An 18324-nucleotide genomic window follows, 5' to 3' on the forward strand; every position below is an offset into this window, starting at 1 on the left:
AGGAAGTTATATGATGTTCCAGCGCGCTGACCGGTTGAGCGGTATCGAATTGTCGGAAATCGTCCAGATCTCAGAGGCCGCCGCCCGCCTGCGCGCTGAAGGGCGCGATGTTCTGGCGCTGTCAACCGGCGAACCGGACCTGCCTACACCGCCTTATGTGGTCGAAGCTGCGCATTCAGCGGCACTGGAAGGTAAAACCAAATATCCACCCACTGCCGGTGTGCCTGCACTGCGCGCGGAAATCGCCCGACAAGCGGGCACCGAGATGACTCAGGTCATCGTATCAACAGGCGCTAAACAGGTAATCGCAAATGCGATGCTGGCCAGCCTTAACCCCGGCGACGAAGTCATCATGCCTGCACCCTATTGGACGAGTTATTCCGATATTGTCCGCATGGCAGGTGGGGTGCCGGTGGTTTTGCCTTGCCCGATGGAGCAGGGCTTTAAACTGCTGCCTGAACAATTGGAGGCCGCCATCACACCGCGAACGCGCTGGCTGATGCTGAATTCGCCCTCGAACCCGTCAGGCTCGATTTACTCAAAAGCAGAAATTTCAGGACTATTCGAGGTGTTGGAACGCCACACTCACGTCTGGATTCTGGCGGATGAGATTTACCGCCATCTCAGCTATGTGCCTTTCGCTTCAGTGGCCAAGGCCGCCCCGGCGCTGACCAATCGCGTGCTGATCGTCAACGGTGTGGCCAAAGCCTGGTCAATGACCGGATGGCGCATTGGCTGGGGTATCGGACCGACCGATCTGATCAGAGCCATGGTCGCTGTACAGGGACAGGTCACATCGGGGGCATGCTCAATCTCACAATGGGCCTCGCTGGCCGCGATCACTTGCGAACCCGGGTTGCTGGAAGAGCGTCGCGCCCTCTTTGCCACTCGCCGAGACCTGGTCGTAGACGGGTTGAATGCGGTGCCCGGATTGCGCTGTTCAGCACCGGACGGGGCGTTTTATGCCTTTCCGTCCTGCACTGATCTGCTGAAGGAACAAGGCGGGCCATTTGACAGCGACGCGGAATTCTGCACGTGGTTGCTGGAAGATGCCGGCGTTGCCCTGGTGCCCGGCCGCGCCTTTGGAATGCCGGGCCATCTTCGCCTGTCGTTCGCTTATGCCGAAGATACAATTGCAGCGGGCCTTGCACGTCTGAAAACCGCTGTGGAAAGGAAACTTGCATGAAACCTCAATCCGCCCCGCATCTCGGTCCCTTCACCTGGGACGACCCGTTCCTGATGGAAGACCAGTTGGCCGAAGACGAACGCATGGTTCGTGACGCTGCACATGCCTACGCGCAAGATAAGCTGCTGCCTCGGATAACTGCCGCGTTTGCCAATGAAGAAACCGACCCAGCCATCTTTCGCGAGATGGGCGAGATGGGGTTGCTGGGAACAACCATTCCCGAGGAATATGGCGGTATTGGGTCCAGCTATGTGACCTATGGTCTGGTCGCGCGCGAGGTCGAGCGTGTGGACAGCGGCTACCGCTCAATGATGTCGGTGCAATCCAGCCTGGTGATGTATCCGATTTACGCCTACGGCACCGAAGATCAGCGCACGAAATACCTGCCGAAACTGGCAAGCGGCGAATATATCGGCTGTTTTGGGCTGACTGAACCCGATGCCGGTTCCGACCCCGGTTCGATGAAGACAATCGCAAGGAAAACCGAGGGCGGCTATGTACTGAACGGGTCGAAAATGTGGATCTCGAACGCCCCGATCGCGGACGTGTTCGTTGTTTGGGCCAAATCCGAGGCACATGGCGGCAAGATCAAGGGCTTTGTACTGGATAAGGGAACGGCTGGGCTGTCGGCCCCCAAGATCGAAGGCAAGCTGTCTCTGCGCGCCTCGATCACCGGTGAGATCGTGATGAACAATGTCGAGGTCAGCGAAGACGCCCTGCTGCCCAATGTCGAAGGTCTGAAAGGCCCATTCGGCTGTCTGAACCGTGCGCGTTACGGCATTGCATGGGGGTCAATGGGCGCAGCCGAGGCGTGCTGGCACGCGGCCCGGCAATATGGGTTGGACCGCAAACAGTTCGGCCGTCCGCTGGCGCAGACACAACTGTTTCAACTGAAGCTTGCCAACATGCAGACCGAGATCACGCTGGGCCTGCAAGCCGCGCTGCGCGTGGGTCGCCTGATGGACGAAGCCCGCGCCGCGCCCGAGATGGTCAGCCTGATCAAACGAAACAATTGCGGCAAGGCGCTTGAGATCGCCCGTCATGCGCGCGATATGCATGGTGGCAACGGGATCAGTCAGGACTTCCACGTGATCCGTCACATGGTGAACCTTGAAACCGTCAACACCTATGAAGGCACCCATGACGTGCATGCCCTGATCCTAGGTCGTGCGCAGACAGGTCTGCAAGCCTTCGCCTAAGGACATCTGACATGGATCGCGCCGCAATCGTGCATGACAATTTCCTGCGCCGGGTTGCAGCGCGGGACTTTCCTGAAGGGACTGCTCCGTCAGGTCCTCTGACCGGCCCAGAAGCCGTTGCGCTTTTCAGGGCGCAATGCCTGAGCCGGGCGCTCGATCAGCAAAGCCGAGCGATGCAGAAGGCGGGTCAGGGGTTCTACACGATCGGGTCGTCCGGGCATGAGGGCATGGCGGCTGTTGCCGCAGCCCTGCGCCCGACCGATCCGGCCTTCCTGCACTACCGCGATGCGGCATTCCAGATTGCCCGCTCGGATCAGGTGCCGGGTCAAAGCCCGACATGGGACATTCTGCTGTCCTTTGCCTCGTCCTCCGAAGACCCGATCAGTGGCGGGCGCCACAAGGTTCTGGGATCAAAAGCGCTGTGCATTCCACCGCAGACCTCGACCATCGCCAGCCACCTTCCCAAGGCGGTTGGCGCGGCGTATGGCATTAGCGCAGCGCGTCGTCGCCGTCCGGAACATGCAGATATGCCGGACGACGCCATCGTCTTCTGTTCCTTCGGTGATGCCTCGGCCAACCATTCCACCTCACAAGGTGCGTTCAACACAGCGCAGTGGACGTCTTTCCAGTCAGTACCCCTGCCCCTGCTGTTCTGCTGTGAAGACAACGGAATCGGTATCTCGACCAAAACGCCGAAAGGCTGGATCGCGGCCACTTTCTCGGGTCGCCCCGGCCTAAAGTATTTCTCGTGCGACGGGTTGGACATGTTTGACTCCTACCACGTTGCGCAACAGGCGGCCGACTATGTGCGCAGCCGAAAGAAACCCGCCTTTCTGCATGTTCGGACTGTTCGTCTGTACGGTCACGCCGGGGCCGATATGCCAACCACATATATGCCAAAGGCCGAGGTTGAGGCCGAAGAGGCCAACGACCCGCTGCTGCATTCCGTGCGCCTGTTGGATCAGTTCGGCGCGATGAGCCCGGAACAGGCGCTAGGCGTCTATAATGATACCTGCGCCCGGGTGGCCCGCGTGGCCGATCAGGCAGTCACTCGCCCTCGCCTGCAACATGCCAAAGAGGTGATGGCCAGCCTGATCCCGCCCGCGCGCCGCTGCGCACCAACCAATGGCCCAGCACCCGAGCGTCGGACCGAGGTGTTCGGCAGCGACCTCAAGGCACATTCCGAACCGCAGATCATGTCGCGATTGATCAACTGGGCACTGACCGATCTGATGCTGGAACATGGCGAGATCGTCATGATGGGGGAAGATGTCGGGCGCAAAGGCGGCGTTTACGGCGTGACCCAAAAGCTGCAAACACGGTTTGGCCCTGATCGGATGATCGACACGTTGCTGGACGAACAGTCGATCCTGGGCCTGGCGATCGGCATGGCTCAGAACGGGTTCACGCCAATGCCGGAAATCCAGTTTCTGGCCTATCTTCACAATGCCGAGGATCAGCTGCGAGGTGAGGCCGCCACCCTGCCCTTTTTCTCGAACGGTCAATACACCAACCCGATGGTCGTGCGCATTGCCGGACTGGGGTATCAAAAAGGGTTTGGCGGACATTTCCACAACGACAACTCGGTTGCTGTATTACGCGACATTCCGGGCCTGATACTGGCCTGCCCGTCGAACGGTGCCGACGCCGCCCGGATGCTGCGAGAATGCGTGCGCCTCGCGCGTGAAGAACAGCGGCTGGTCGTCTTCCTCGAACCCATCGCGCTTTACCCGATGCGGGACCTGTACGAGGCCGGAGACGGCGGCTGGATGCAAACCTATCCCGACCCTCCTGAAAAGATCGGCTTCGGCGAGGTAGGTGTGGAGGGTGACGGCAACGATCTTGCAATTGTCACATTTGGAAATGGCGTCTATCTCAGCCATCAGGCACGCCAAGCGTTGCAGGCTGACGGGATCAAAACCCGGATCGTTGATATGCGCTGGTTGTCCCCATTACCCAAAGCGGCACTGACACAGGCCGCGACCGGGGCCAAACGCATACTGATTGTAGACGAAACCCGCCATCATGGCGGTGTGGCCGAAGCTCTCATGGCGCATTTCCACGAAACCACCGATGTGCCGCTGGCCCGAATTACCGCCGAAGACAGCTTTATTGCCACCGGCCCGGCCTATGCTGCAACCATGCCATCGAAAGAAAGCATCGAAGCAGCCGCGCGATCCTTGATGGAGGCCGGCAAATGAGTTCCGCCAAACAAACTGCCGTCGTCATCTGCCCCGGCCGAGGTACCTATAACAAGCCCGAACTGGGTGTTCTGGGTCAGCAATTCAGCGACAAGGCCCTTCTGGCGCGCTTTGATGACATGCGGCGCGCGCAGGGGCAAGACACCCTCAGCGAACTGGACGGTGCCGCACGATATTCCATGGCCAAGCACACGCGAGGCGACAATGCATCCGCCCTGATCTACGCCGCTACTCTGGGCGATTTCCGCGCCATCAATCCTGACAGAATCGAAGTGGTTGGGGTGACGGGAAATTCGATGGGCTGGTATTCGGCGCTGGCCTGCGGCGGTGCGCTATCAGCCGAAGGAGGGTTCGAGGTGGTCAACACCATGGGCACTCAGATGCAGGAAAACATGATCGGTGGCCAATTGATCTATCCTTTCATGGATTCCGACTGGCGTCCTGATCAGGCCCGCAAGGCAGAGCTGCTTGCCTTGGTGGATGACATTGACCGAACCGATGCAACGCTGACCCTGTCGATTGATCTGGGCGGCATGTTGGTACTTGCAGGCGACGACGCCGGTTTGGCCGTGTTCGAAAAGGCCGTACCTGTGGTTCAGGAACGTTTTCCCATGCGATTGGCCAACCATGCCGGGTTCCATTCGCATCTTCAGGCTCCGGTCTCGGCGCAAGGCCGCATGCAACTGGGCGCTGGCTTGTTTCGGCAACCGGACCTACCCCTGATCGACGGTCGTGGCCGGATATGGTGGCCCGGAGCTTGCGACCTGAATGCGCTTTGGGATTACACCCTGGGCCATCAAGTGACCGAGACTTATGATTTCACCCATGCCATAGCGCAGGCCGCGCACGAGTTCGCACCGGATCTGTTCATTGTCACCGGTCCTGGCACCACACTGGGCGGTGCCGTCGCACAAAGCCTGATCCTGACAAATTGGTCCGGACTGTCGGACAAGTCCACGTTTCAGTCTCGCCAAAACAGCAGTCCGATTCTGTGCTCAATGGGAATGGAGGATCAGAGGAAACAGGTGACATGAAGGTGCGGGCCTGCCGGTCAACTTTAAAGCCTGCGTGCAGGAGCTTTCATTCGCATGGCCTTTCGCCGAGTTTGCCAAGCGGTCTCAGTAAAACGGCGCAGGTATGCTGGCTTGTATGTGCCGCCGCTATTCAACGCGATAGAAACGTTCTGATGTGCCGCGAAATACGTCGTCCAGCATCGACTCCGGGATGAGTTCCTCGTGTCGGGAAACGACTTCTTTGTAAGTTGAGGTAAGGCTGTCGACCGGGAAGTTCGATCCGAACATGCAGCGATCGGCGCCGAACTGAGACAAGCAGGTAGAAACGATCGGCGAGACGCTTTCAGCGTTCCAGTTGTGGTCGAACATTCCGAGGCCGGAGAGTTTGCAACAGATTTGTGGCAGGCTTGACAATGCCGTCAATTCATCTGCCCACACTCGCAAACCTTGCGGAGTCCGATCGTACGGCGAACCTGCGTGGCAGAGTGCGATCCGGGTTTCCGGGGCCAGTGCGAGGACATTCGCGGTTTGACCCATCAGCTCTGGCAGCAGTTGCAGATCAAAGGAAAGCCCCCGGGTGCCTAGTTGCTTCAAACCAGTCAAGAACTTTGGGTCTTCAAGTAACGCGTTCGTGCCAGTTGAGGCGTCTTCACCCGGTGCGCGGCCAATAATCTGACGAACGCCGCGCACCGAAGGCAGGGTTTGAAGACGGTCGAGCTGTGCATCCAGATCATCAGAGGTCAGATCGCAGAATGTCACTTGCACCAACGGCCAGTCCGGGAACTGGTCGGCAACGGATTGTACCCACTGCGCCTCGGCCCAGGGGTCAGCAGCACCGACCTGAATGTGTACCGAAGCGCTGAACCCCATGGCTATGGCGTCTGCGCGAAACTCCGGGAGCAAATAGTCCCGCTGGATGGAAGACGGGTCGCCGAAAAACCGAACTGTACCTTTCTCCATAAGCCAGGGATAGTTCACGGCAGAAAGGTCCCACAGGTGGTGATGCGCATCTATCCTCATGATGCTTCAATCCCGGTGGTGCGCGCCAGAATGTCTACACCTTGCCCTTTCCAGAAATGCAGCAAGTCGATGAATATCCAGTTTTCGGCCAGCTTGTCTTCGACGCGGCGATAGATATCGATCACCCTGAATTCACCGGGTTTTCCGGTGGCTGGCATCCCCATGAAACCCCCTGTGGGCGTAGCAGTAAAGTTGGGCCATCCAAAGAAGCCACCGTAATGCCCTTCGGCCAGGCGGCAGACGTGATTGGTCTTTGATCGATCTGTGAAAGCGGCGCGAAACGGTCCAGAGTGTTGCCTGGCATAGCGTTCGATCGTGTAGGTCGCGCCAATTCCTTCGGGGCCCCACCAGATCATGTCCTGGTGCCACGTTCGCGCCAATTCTTCTTCCAGCGACAGTCCGCTGTCCCAGCGGCCCAGATCCGCAATCATCGCGTTGATGACCGCCAGTGTCTTTTCGCCTTCGTCTGCGGGTTGTTCATCAAGCAGCAATCCAACATGCGACCTTGGTCCGGGCTGCACCAAATGTGCTGCTGTCTGAGGGGGGAACGGGTTCTGGCCAGCTTGGACCATCAGGTGCGGGATGTCGAAGAACATCGCGGTTTCGACAATTCTGTCACCAGCTACTTTGTAAAACGCGCAATAACGCAGGAACGCCAATTTGCCGTTTGGGCGAATACCCAACCACGGTCGATCGAACAGCCCCATCAAATGGCCCATGGCGACAACCCAAACGTCGGTCTCTCCGCGCAACGCGTTTTGCCCCGCAAACAGAATATCCACTCGGTTCTGCAAGTGAGCTAGACTGCCCTTCAGCGGCTGCCAGAATTGCTGGGCAACCTGTTCGGCGCCGTTGATTTCATTGAACGGATGAAAGCCGCGCCACTTCAACTCTGAAGCGCAGAATTGGCTCATTACCTTCGGAGTTTCTTTCTCCGCTGCGGAATCCATTGCGGTATGAAACGCAGAGACAAGTTTTTTTTCTGTCTGAAAGTTCACGGTATTTACCATTTTAGTCAAAGTGTTGCGAGGGGTGCCAAGCCAGTTTGAGTCGGACTTTTCCTGTAGTTTTGCATACGCATGCAAAAAAGTCTTGCCTGATTTGGTACATGCGAATTACAGTTTTGCAAACGTATGCAAAATGATTCCTTGCAGGGGGCACCATGGCGGAAATTCAATTGCGGAACGTCGGCAAGCGATGGGGCTCATTTGTTGGGGTTCACAATTTCGACCTGACCATTGCTGATCGCGAGTTTCTGGTCCTACTCGGCCCCTCGGGTTGCGGCAAGACAACGACGATGCGGATGATCGCCGGACTTGAGGACGTGACCGAGGGCGAAATCCTGGTCGATGGGAATGTGATCAACGATCTGGAGCCGAAGGACCGCGACGTTGCGATGGTGTTCCAGAGCTACGCGCTTTATCCCAACATGAACGTCTATGAAAACATCCGTTTTCCGCTGAAGGTGCGCGGCATCGACCCGTCGACCCACGACGAAAAGGTACGCCGCGCCAGCGCGATGGTCGAGCTGGACGATTTTCTACATCGCAAACCCGCCGAGCTCTCAGGTGGTCAGCGACAGCGAGTGGCGCTCGCCCGTGCTATCGTGCGCGAACCAAATGTGTTCCTGATGGACGAACCGCTGTCGAATCTTGACGCCAAACTGCGGGTCTCCACCCGGGCGCAGATCAAGAACCTCAGTCACGAGCTGGCCGTGACGACGATCTATGTGACCCATGACCAGATCGAAGCGATGACACTGGCCGACCGCGTTGTGGTGATGAAACAGGGCGTGGTGCAGCAGGTTGGCAGCCCCACGGAAATCTATGACATGCCGGCAAACACGTTTGTGGCCAGCTTCATTGGTTCACCCGCGATGAACTTGATGGATGGCGACGTTTCAGGCGGAATGTTCCGTGCCGAACATGTCGAAATCCCAGTGGATGCCCCAGACGGTCCAATGACACTGGGCTTCAGGGCGGAAGATGCCAGCCTTGCCGATGGGAAAGGTCAGATCACCGCTCCGATCTATACACTGGAATTGCTGGGCGACGCGACCATGATCTCGGTTCGGGTAGGCGGAGCTCTGGTTTCGGTGAAAGCAGACAAAGCATTCCGCGCCGAGATTGGCGAAACGGTCTCGTTCTCGGTGCCGACAGAAATCTGTCACCTCTTCGAAGCTGGAAGTGGTGCGCGGATCGGGGGCTGACCCCACAAATGGCCCGAAAGGGCATAACACCGGTCCGGACGTCGACGACGGACCGATCCTGACAGGGAGAAACCTATGAAACTCAAGACGATCCTCATGGCCGGAGCCATGTCCATCGCCGCCACCGGCTCGTGGGCAGATTGCGCCTTTGAAAATGATGTACCGCTGAAATCACTGTCCGCCGGTTTTGAAGCCTGGAAGGCGGTCACCGATGCGATGGCAGAATGCGGCAATTTCAGCGCGTCGCTGGACCAGGAATTCCGCGAAAAGCAACCTGAGGCATTTGCCGCTGATCCGGCGCTTTATCAGATCGGCGGTGTTTCGAACGCAACTCTGGTGCCTTTGCTCAACGCCGGTACGATCCGTCCGCTGGACGATCTGGTCGAGAAGTACGGTCAGGATTTGCTGCCCAATCAGTTAATCAAAGTTGATGGCAAGACCATGGCGATTGCGATGATGGTGAATGCGCAGCACCTGATGTATCGCGACGATGTTCTGGCTGAACTGGGCATCGAGGAGCCCAAGACATATGGCGATGTTCTTTCCGCGGCTGCCAAGATCAAGGAAGCCGGCGTCATGGACTATCCCATTGGTGGGACGTTCAAGACCGGTTGGAACCTTGGTCAGGAGTTCGTCAATATGTATTTGGGCGAGGGCGGTTCGTTCTTTGGTGACGGCAACATGCCTGCCATCAACAATGAGCAAGGCGTAGCAGCGCTTGAGACATTGAAGGCCATGACCGAGTACATGGACCCGGAATATCTGGTCTCTGACTCGACCTATGTGCAGCAGCAGTTCCAGCAGGGCAAGATCGCGATGGCAAACCTTTGGGCCAGTCGTGCAGCCGCGATGAATGATGAGGCCGAAAGCCAGGTCGTTGGCAAGGTGACCATGGCCGCGGCTCCAATGGGATCGGCGGTTCCGGCGACCACAATCTGGTGGGACGGTATTGTTCTGGCGTCGAACATGAGCGACGAAGAAGCGGATGCTGCCTTCCGCGTCGCACTTGAGGGCATGGACACCGATACGGTCAGTGCGAACAACGATGTCGCCGTATGGCTGAGCACGGCCTATTCGGCAGGTCCTTTGGCTGCAGGTGCTGCAGCGTCCGCTGAAGGCGGTGCCAAGGCTTACCCGGCTTCCGGTCCTATGGGCATCATGCACACCTCGTTGGGTAACGGACTGGCCGACTACCTGACCGGTGCCAAAGACGCGCAGACGACTCTGGCCGATATCGAGGCAGACTACGTCACTGCCGCGAAAGAAGCGGGTCTGATCAGCAACTGATCCTCCCTTGGGAGGGCTACGGCCCTCCCATCCCTTTCCCTCGAGAACCATTAGAAAGGCAGAGCCATGAATTTCCGGACATTCGCCGTCTTTGTCGGTCCCTCTGTCTTTATGATGCTTCTCTTCATCGCGTTCCCGTTGGTCAGCGTGTTCAAGCAGAGTTTCTATGTCACCCAGCCGATCTATGAGACCGTCGAAAAGGAAACCTGCACACCCGGCTTCCTGACCCAGACCTGCGTGACCGAGCAAGTATCACAGCCGAAGCTGGACGAGCATGGCGAGATTATTACGCAAACCCATTATGTCGGCTTGCAAAGCTATCGCAACGTGCTGGAGCCCGAGCGCGCATGGCGTGCCATAAGCGACGGCAGTTGGCATGTGTTATCCACCATCAATTTCTGGAAAGCGTTGCGGTTCACTTTGACCTTTACGCTGATTACTCTGCCGCTGGTGGTCGGGTGCGGGCTAGGGATTGCGATCCTGATCAACAATGCCGCGCGATCGATCCGCGGACCGGTGATTTTTGTCTCACTGCTGCCGTTTATCATTACGCCGGTGATCGGTGTGCTGTCGATCAACTGGCTGTTCCGTGGCGACGGTATCCTGACTGCGATGATGGAATGGTGGCTGAACCGTGACATAGCCCTGTTCGCGCAGGCCTGGACGATTGAAGTTCTCATGATGATCTACCGCGTCTGGCACGTTGCGCCTTTTGCCGCCATCATCTTCTATGCCGGTCTGCAAACAGTCAATCAGGACAGCCTGGAAAGCGCCGTAATAGACGGAGCGACCCGCTGGCAGCGGCTGAAGTACATCGTCATCCCGCATCTGATGCCGCTGATCATCTTCGTGTCGATGATCCACCTGATGGACAGCTACCGCGTGTTCGAAGAGATCGTCGGCTTTTCGAGCCAGGGCTACGTTATCTCACTGCAATGGCTGACCTTCGACTACCTGACGCCGGATCAAGCCGGCAACCGGTCGATCAGCCGGGCTTCGGCCAACTCGATGCTGACCATGATTGGCGTCGTCGTCCTGCTTATCCTTCCGCTACGCCGAACCTGGCGTGATCACAAAGGAAGTCACTGATATGTCCTCGCGTGCGCTCCGGCAGCCTTTAAGTCTACGGCTGACCTCAAACATTTTTCTGGCATTCTGGTGCCTGATCGCAGCCTTCCCGATCTTCTGGATCGTGGTGATGAGCTTCAAGTCACCCGTCGATGCATTCGACAGCAATGCGCTGAACGTGATCTTCGGGCCGGCCACGCTGAGCGTCGGAAAGGGGTTGTCGCTGCTGGATATCATTCTGGGCATCGCGGTTATCTGGGGCACGATCCTCGCGGCAACGAGAACGTTACCTTCAATGGTCAGGTCCTACACCAAACCCGGACAGGAATGGTTCGGCTGGCTGATCGGTGTGCTGGCCTTGCTGGTGGGTTTCCTGCTGGTGTTCTTCGTCGTCCTGCCTGCAATCCTGAACCTGTTGAACCCGCTGTCTGGCCCTCTGGGACGGGATGTGCTTGGTCTGACGACCGAGCATTACAAAACCGTCTGGATCGACCGGGGCTTTTCAAACAACTTCAAGAACTCGCTGATCGTAACGACGGGCGTGGTGACAGTGTCGCTGACCGTGGGCACATTGGCAGGCTACGGCCTGGCTCGGTCAGGATCAACTTTGGCCTTCTGGATCCTGATCGTTGCACTGGTGTTCCGAGCCCTGCCGCATTCTGTTCTGGTGGCAGGCTATCTGCCGGTGTTCATAAACTCGGCAGAATGGCTGAGCCCGATCTTAGGGGAAAACGCACCAACCTTGTACGGCAAGCCTTTTGCGGTAATCGCTGTTCTGGTTGCGATCAATCAACCCTTCACGATCTGGATGCTACGCTCGTTCTTCCAGAACATCCCGTCCGAATTGGACGAGGCCGCCCGCGTGGATGGATGCAGCCACTTTCAGGCCTTCCGCCGTGTCATCATGCCGGTGATGTGGCCAGGCGTGATCACAACAGGTCTGTTCAGCTTTCTGCTGGCCTATAACGACTTTCTTGTCACCGCGTTGCTGTTGGACGCGCAGAACCAGACCATGGTTCCCGCCATCGTCGGCATGTTCAACCGCGAGACCACGACAACCGACCAAGTGGTTGCCGTGGCCGCCGCCGTGTCAATCACCGCTCCTCTGATCTTCCTTGTCCTGATCTTCCAGCGCCAGATCGTAAGCGGCCTGACAGCCGGGGCAGTCAAAGGCTAATGAGCAACAAGGCCCGACATAATGCCATGTCGCGCCATCCGGCGCTGAACAGGATGCCAAGGGACTTTCTGAGCATTGGGGCCGCACGTCCCAATCCCTTCCCTCGGCAACCTGAAAGGATAGAAAGATGAAAGGTTCCCGTCCCGAACAAGCGGTTCTGACCCGCGACACGGACATGAGCAAAACCGACGACACACGCCGCGTGATCGAAACAATGGTGGATGGTCTGAACGACCACCGTATAGACGATATCGGAGAATTCTTCGCCCAAGGCTTCCGCTGGATGGGCAATCAAGGCTGCGGAACCAAGACCGGCCTGAAAGAGTTTCAGGACAACTGGCAACGCCCGTTCCAAGCGGCGTTTTCGGACAAGACCTGTATAGACGAGGCACGTCTTTACATGGGTGAATGGGCAGCCGCGTTTGGCCGTCAGGAAGCCACGCATTCCGGCGAGTTTCTGGGCATCGCCCCCACGGGCAAGCGTGTTGAGATCAGGTACATGGACTTCTGGAAAGTGGTCGACGGCAAGATTGTCGACAACTGGGTGAATGTCGACTTTGCCCACGTTGCGGCTCAGCTGGGCGTGGACCTATTCAACGGCGAAGGCTGGGAAGCATTTGATCGGGGTGAGAAACGTCCGCCCCGGCCGCAAAACTGAGGATTGGAAAGATGGCAATCGAGTATCTTAAACGCGGCAAGTCCGATGCGGATCGGGCAGAGGATGATGCCAAAACCCGTGCCGTGGTTGAGGCGACACTGAAAGGCATCGAAACCCGCGGGGATGCCGCGGTGCGTGAGTTGAGTGAGAAGTTCGACAACTACTCGCCAGCCTCGTTCCGCCTGAGCCAGCAGGAAATTGATGACCTGATCGGGCAATTGTCCAATCGTGAGCTGGCCGATATCAAGTTCGCGCAGGAACAGGTGCGCAACTTTGCGCAGGCTCAGCGGGATTCAATGCTGGACATTGAGGTCGAAACTCTGCCGGGCGTTATCCTTGGCCATAAGAATATCCCTGTGCAATCGGTTGGATGCTACGTTCCTGGCGGCAAGTTCCCGATGGTCGCCTCGGCGCATATGTCGGTAGCGACCGCCTCGGTGGCAGGGGTGCCGCGCATCATCGCATGCACGCCCCCGTTTCAGGGCAAACCCAACCCAGCGGTGATTGCCGCCATGTATCTTGGAGGCGCGCATGAGATCTATGTCATGGGTGGCATTCAGGCGATTGGCGCGATGGCACTGGGTACCGAGACGATCGATCCCGTTCATATGCTGGTTGGTCCCGGCAACGCGTTTGTGGCCGAAGCCAAGCGCCAGCTGTTCGGGCGCGTAGGTATCGATCTGTTCGCAGGTCCTACCGAAACGATGGTCATCGCTGACGAGTCCGCCGCAGATGCGGAACTCTGCGCCACGGATCTGCTTGGTCAGGCCGAACATGGATACAACAGCCCCTGTGTGCTGCTGACCAATTCGCGCAAACTGGCCGAAGACACGATGGCCGAAGTTGACCGCCTGCTGGGTATCCTTCCGACAGCAGACACCGCCAAAGTGTCGTGGGATGAATACGGCGAGGTGATTGTCTGCGATGCCTATGACGAGATGTTGCGGGTTGCCGATGATATTGCCTCGGAACATGTGCAAGTGATGACTGACCGCGACGACTGGTTCCTTGAGAACATGACCTGCTATGGGGCGTTGTTCCTTGGGCCGCGCACCAATGTTTCGAACGGGGACAAGGTGATTGGCACCAACCACACGCTGCCTACCAAGAAGGCCGGGCGATACACTGGTGGACTTTGGGTTGGTAAGTACCTGAAGACGCACAGCTATCAAAAGGTTCTGACCGATGAGGCCGCAACGCTGATCGGCGAGTATGGTTCGCGCCTGTGCATGCTCGAAGGGTTCGTTGGTCACGCTGAACAGTGCAACGTTCGTGTGCGCCGATATGGCGGAATCAATGTTCCCTACGGTGCGCCGGCCCCTTACCGGGACGCTGCTGAATGAGTGACAAACATACTCATCACAAGGCCCTGATCGAACCGCTCAGGGCTGCGATGTACGATTTCAATGAGGCGGGTGTACGTCGGGCTTTCGCGGATATCACGTCGCCGGATGCCGTGTTCCGTCTGTGTCATCCCTTTGGGGACAGCATCGGCAGTGATGCTTTCTATGACATTGGGTATAAAGACTTGCTGGCGGCCTGGCCCGATCTTGAGCGTCGGGATTACATCGTCATGGCCGGGCCGGATGCGTTCGGCGCAGATTGGGTCGGATGCGGCGGGTATTACACCGGTGTTTTCATCGGCCCTTGGCTGGATATCCCACCAACGGGTCATCAGGTCACGATGCGGTTTCACGAATTCTACCGCTTCGAAAACGGCAAGATCGTCGAGATGCAGGCGCTGTGGGACATCCCCGAAGTTATGATGCAGGCGAATGCCTGGCCGATGGCGCCAAGTCTGGGCCGCGAATGGCACGTCCCGGGACCTGCCACTCAGGATGGGTTTGTCCCTGGTCCTTACGATGCGGCCAAGGGAAAACAGACCTGCCAGCACATCATCGACATGCTGGAGCATCTCAAGAAACACCCGTCCCAGGGTGGCCCCGAGGTGATGGAGATGGAGCGGTTCTGGCACCCGCGCATGAACTGGTACGGTCCTTCGGGCATCGGCACCGGGCGCGGGTATGCAGGGTTCCGCAACTGGCATCAGATTCCGTTTCTGAACGGTATGCCGGATCGCGGGCAGTTTGTGGACGACATCACCTATCACTTCTTCGGTGACGGGGAATATGCGGCCGTGACTGGCTGGCCCAACATGATCCAGACCGTCACAGACGATGGTTGGATGGGCATCGCTCCATCAGGCAAGAAGATCACCATGCGCAGCCTCGATTTCTGGCGTTTGGAAAACGGCAGGATCCGGGAAAACTGGGTGCTGGTTGATTTGCTGGATGCCTACCGGCAGCTTGGCGTTGACGTCTTTGCCCGTCTGCGGGAATTCAACAAGGCTCGAAATATGGGCCGCATTGAAATACCGGATGGAATGAACTGATGACGGAATTGCCACGCACCCCTACGTTTTCCCTGAACGGCAAATCCGCCCTCGTTACCGGAGCTTCATCTGGCATCGGTCAGGGCTGTGCAGTGGCTTTGGCCGAGGCAGGCGCGCATGTCGTCTGCGCGGCCAGAGGCAAGGACCGGTTGAACGACACTGTCGCTGCCTTGCAGGATCACGGCTGGTCGGCCGAAGCGCTTGTGATGGATCAGGGTGATCTGGGCGCATTGGAACAGCTTTTCGCGTCGCGCTGCTTTGATGTCGTGGTGAATTCGGCCGGGATCGCACGGCACAGCGCGGCCATCGAAACCACGCCCGATGACTTCGATGTTGTCACCAATGTCAATTTGCGTTCGGCCTATTTCCTGTCCGCCTATGCCGCCCAAGCTTTGATCAAGGCAGGAAAGCCGGGATCGATCATCCACATCTCCAGCCAAATGGGGCATGTCGGTGGGGTCGACCGGGCGCTTTATTGTGCAACCAAGCATGGCCTGGAGGGCATGGTCAAATCCATGGCGATCGAGTGGGGTAAACAGGGCATTCGGATCAACACGGTCTGCCCGACTTTCATCAGAACCCCCCTGACCCAATCCACTTTCGACAATCCTGAACGTGCCGCTTGGATCATGGACAAGATCAAGCTGGACCGGATCGGAGAAGTCGAAGACATCATGGGCGCGGTGCGGTATCTCGCGTCAGACGCCTCTGCTCTGGTCACCGGTACTTCGATGTTGATTGACGGGGGTTGGACAGCAGATTGATGGCTAGGAAGGTCACATCTCTTCAGGTTGCGCAGTTGGCTGGTGTCAGCCAGTCCGCCGTCAGCCGCGTTTTCACGCCTGGCGCCTCTGTCAGCAAAAAAACCGAGGAGAAAGTGCGCAAAGCCGCCGCTGAACTGGGCTATCGCCCAAACGTTCTGGCCCGCGCCATGGTATCCGGGAAAAGTCGCATCATCGGATTGGTGGTCGCCTATCTGGACAACTACTTCTACCCAGAAGCGCTTGAGAAACTGTCAAATGCATTGCAGGAACAGGGCTATCACGTTCTGATCTTCATGGCCTCCAGAACCGCTGGAAACATAGACGACGTGATGGAGGAAATTCTCGATTATCAAGTCGATGGCGTCATTCTGGCCTCGGTTGCGATGTCGTCGGATATTGCAACGCGGTGTCAGCAGGCGGGTGTGCCGGTGGTGTTGTTCAACCGCAGTCAGGATATCGACGGGATCACCTCGGTTACATCGGACAACTACGCTGGCGGTCGTAAGGTGGCCGAGTTCTTTATCGCCGCTGGTCACAGACGCATCGCCTATATTGCCGGGTGGCAGGGCGCTTCAACACAGCGAGATCGCGAGGCCGGCTTCCGGGCCGCGCTCAGCGATGCGGGCCAAGAACTGTACGCTCACGACATCGGTGAGTTTCACACTGAAAACGCACGCCTCGCGGCCCGCCGTATGTTTGATGTCGAACCGCTGAAACGGCCTGATGCCGTGTTTGTTGCCAATGATCACATGGCGCTTGCGGTCATGGACGTCATTCGGTTTGAGTTAGGAATGCGTGTGCCCGAAGACGTGTCTGTCGTTGGTTACGATGACGTCCCTCAGGCCGGATGGCTTGCCTACAATCTTACGACCATTCGTCAGCGGGCCAATTTGATGGTTTCCGAGACCGTGGATGCTCTGCTGGACCATATTGAAAAACCGACAGCTGCTGCGGCGCGTAAAGTCGCCATTGATGGGCCGCTGATCGTGCGGACTTCGGCCCGATTGCCCAAGGGATGGGCCCCACAAAGGACAGAGACATGAAAGGCTTCGATCCAAAATTCCGGGATTTTCCGGATTACATCATCGGCATCACCAAAGAGATATGGGAAGACCGGGGGATCGCCACGCTGCATGAATATTACAGCGATGACATCGTCGTCCGTTCGCCCGGTTCGGTCGTTTTGGGCAATCAGAATGTCATTGCGGCCACAATGGCAACGCTGGCCGAGTTTCCGGATCGGCAGCTGCTGGGCGAAGACGTGATCTGGTCCGGCACACCGGAAGAGGGCATGCTGAGCTCTCATCGCATCATTTCAACGGCCACGCATTTGGCCGAGGGCGTCTATGGCAAGCCAACCGGCACCAAGCTGCGTTACCGGATTCTTGCGGATTGCCACGCCATCGACAATCAGATCAACGATGAATGGCTGATCCGTGATCAAGGCGCGATTGTACGCCAGATGGGCTGGGATCCCAAGGAATACGCCGCGAATCTGATTGCCCGCGAAGGAGGCAAGGAGAACTGCGTCAAGCCTCTGACCCCCGAAATCGATCAGCCTGGACCATACAAAGGCCATGGGAATGACAACGAATGGGGGCAGCGCTACGCCGACATTCTGACGCGGATAATGAATGCAGATATGGGCGTGATCGGTTCAGAATATGACCGAGCTGTTCAATCAGAATATGTGGGTGGCGTAACAGGGCATGGCTGGCAGGCCGTCGACCGTTTCTGGATGGGTCTGCGGGCGAGTTTTCCGAACGCAGAATTCAAGATTGAGCATCAGATCGGGCGAGACGACCCTGATATGCCTCCGCGTGCGGCAATTCGCTGGAGCCTATGGGGCAAACATGATGGCTGGGGCGTGTTTGGGGCGCCGACTGGTGCACAGGTTTATGTCCTCGGTATCAGCCACGCTGAGTTCGGCGCACTGATTGCGGGGCAGCCGCAGTTGCGTCGTGAATACACTATTTTCGATGAAACCTCGGTCTGGAAGCAGATCCTGTTGCAGAGCGGAGAAGTCTGAGTGGGCCGTCCGGTCTCATATCGCATCCTTTCAGGCGGTCTGTCCGAGCCCCGGACCATTCGACGTTTCCATATGTACCGTCAAAGCCTTAGGGCGCGGAGACTGAACCTGCGCCCGCCCG

Annotated in this window: 16 protein-coding genes; 14 read left to right on the top strand and 2 right to left on the bottom strand. The window is 57.8% G+C overall.

Going from position 1 to position 18324, the window contains the following annotated elements:
• Positions 1-10 precede the first annotated feature (10 nt).
• Genes AC2FEB_RS01635 through AC2FEB_RS01650 form a run of 4 tightly spaced genes read left to right on the top strand, consistent with a single transcriptional unit; the run spans position 11 to position 5620 of the window.
• Positions 11-1186 (top strand): pyridoxal phosphate-dependent aminotransferase, encoded by a 1176-nt coding sequence (locus AC2FEB_RS01635; RefSeq protein ID WP_496670390.1) that lies wholly within the window; start codon positions 11-13, stop codon positions 1184-1186.
• On the top strand, positions 1183-2385 hold the full coding sequence (locus AC2FEB_RS01640; protein ID WP_496670387.1) for an acyl-CoA dehydrogenase: 1203 nt from the start codon (positions 1183-1185) through the stop codon (positions 2383-2385). The genes AC2FEB_RS01635 and AC2FEB_RS01640 overlap by 4 nt, the downstream gene beginning before the upstream one ends.
• A gap of 11 nt (positions 2386-2396) precedes the next feature.
• Positions 2397-4586 (top strand): dehydrogenase E1 component subunit alpha/beta, encoded by a 2190-nt coding sequence (locus AC2FEB_RS01645; RefSeq protein WP_496670384.1) that lies wholly within the window; start codon positions 2397-2399, stop codon positions 4584-4586.
• The gene (locus tag AC2FEB_RS01650) at positions 4583-5620 is read left to right on the top strand and encodes an ACP S-malonyltransferase (RefSeq protein WP_496670382.1); all 1038 of its coding nucleotides are present in this window, start codon (positions 4583-4585) and stop codon (positions 5618-5620) included. Before AC2FEB_RS01645 ends, AC2FEB_RS01650 begins: the two co-directional genes overlap by 4 nt.
• Positions 5621-5746: 126 nt before the next feature.
• Here AC2FEB_RS01650 and AC2FEB_RS01655 read toward each other — a convergent pair whose 3' ends face one another.
• Both AC2FEB_RS01655 and AC2FEB_RS01660 read right to left on the bottom strand, forming a co-directional pair.
• The gene (locus tag AC2FEB_RS01655; RefSeq protein WP_496670380.1) at positions 5747-6619 is read right to left on the bottom strand and encodes an amidohydrolase family protein; all 873 of its coding nucleotides are present in this window, start codon (positions 6617-6619) and stop codon (positions 5747-5749) included.
• Entirely contained in the window at positions 6616-7533 is a 918-nt protein-coding gene (locus AC2FEB_RS01660; RefSeq protein WP_496670377.1) for a nuclear transport factor 2 family protein, read from the bottom strand. Before AC2FEB_RS01660 ends, AC2FEB_RS01655 begins: the two co-directional genes overlap by 4 nt.
• 248 nt (positions 7534-7781) lie before the next feature.
• On the opposite strand from AC2FEB_RS01660, the gene AC2FEB_RS01665 reads away from it, so the two are divergent.
• The 10 genes from AC2FEB_RS01665 to AC2FEB_RS01710 all read left to right on the top strand — a co-directional run bounded on the left by AC2FEB_RS01665 (position 7782) and on the right by AC2FEB_RS01710 (position 18203).
• Complete coding sequence (locus AC2FEB_RS01665; protein WP_117873055.1) at positions 7782-8828, top strand: ABC transporter ATP-binding protein; 1047 nt, start codon at positions 7782-7784, stop codon at positions 8826-8828.
• 75 nt (positions 8829-8903) lie between these two features.
• The gene (locus AC2FEB_RS01670) at positions 8904-10115 is read left to right on the top strand and encodes an ABC transporter substrate-binding protein (RefSeq protein WP_117873054.1); all 1212 of its coding nucleotides are present in this window, start codon (positions 8904-8906) and stop codon (positions 10113-10115) included.
• A 66-nt stretch (positions 10116-10181) separates the two neighbouring features.
• A complete protein-coding gene (locus AC2FEB_RS01675) occupies positions 10182-11204 on the top strand; it encodes a carbohydrate ABC transporter permease (protein ID WP_117873053.1) in 1023 nt (340 codons plus the stop codon).
• Position 11205: 1 nt separating this feature from the next.
• Positions 11206-12360, top strand: a complete 1155-nt coding sequence (locus AC2FEB_RS01680; RefSeq protein ID WP_496670373.1) for a carbohydrate ABC transporter permease — start codon at positions 11206-11208, stop codon at positions 12358-12360.
• A 127-nt stretch (positions 12361-12487) separates the two neighbouring features.
• Positions 12488-13018, top strand: a complete 531-nt coding sequence (locus tag AC2FEB_RS01685) for an ester cyclase (RefSeq protein ID WP_496670370.1) — start codon at positions 12488-12490, stop codon at positions 13016-13018.
• Between the two features lie 11 nt (positions 13019-13029).
• Complete coding sequence (hisD, locus tag AC2FEB_RS01690) at positions 13030-14361, top strand: histidinol dehydrogenase (protein WP_496670367.1); 1332 nt, start codon at positions 13030-13032, stop codon at positions 14359-14361.
• On the top strand, positions 14358-15410 hold the full coding sequence (locus tag AC2FEB_RS01695) for an ester cyclase (protein WP_496883817.1): 1053 nt from the start codon (positions 14358-14360) through the stop codon (positions 15408-15410). Before hisD ends, AC2FEB_RS01695 begins: the two co-directional genes overlap by 4 nt.
• Positions 15410-16174 (top strand): SDR family NAD(P)-dependent oxidoreductase, encoded by a 765-nt coding sequence (locus AC2FEB_RS01700; protein WP_496670362.1) that lies wholly within the window; start codon positions 15410-15412, stop codon positions 16172-16174. Before AC2FEB_RS01695 ends, AC2FEB_RS01700 begins: the two co-directional genes overlap by 1 nt.
• Positions 16174-17217, top strand: a complete 1044-nt coding sequence (locus AC2FEB_RS01705; RefSeq protein WP_299897748.1) for a LacI family DNA-binding transcriptional regulator — start codon at positions 16174-16176, stop codon at positions 17215-17217. The genes AC2FEB_RS01700 and AC2FEB_RS01705 overlap by 1 nt, the downstream gene beginning before the upstream one ends.
• On the top strand, positions 17214-18203 hold the full coding sequence (locus AC2FEB_RS01710) for a nuclear transport factor 2 family protein (RefSeq protein ID WP_496670359.1): 990 nt from the start codon (positions 17214-17216) through the stop codon (positions 18201-18203). Before AC2FEB_RS01705 ends, AC2FEB_RS01710 begins: the two co-directional genes overlap by 4 nt.
• Positions 18204-18324 lie beyond the last annotated feature (121 nt).

The sequence above is a fragment of the Ruegeria sp. YTSC106 genome, assembly GCF_059609765.1.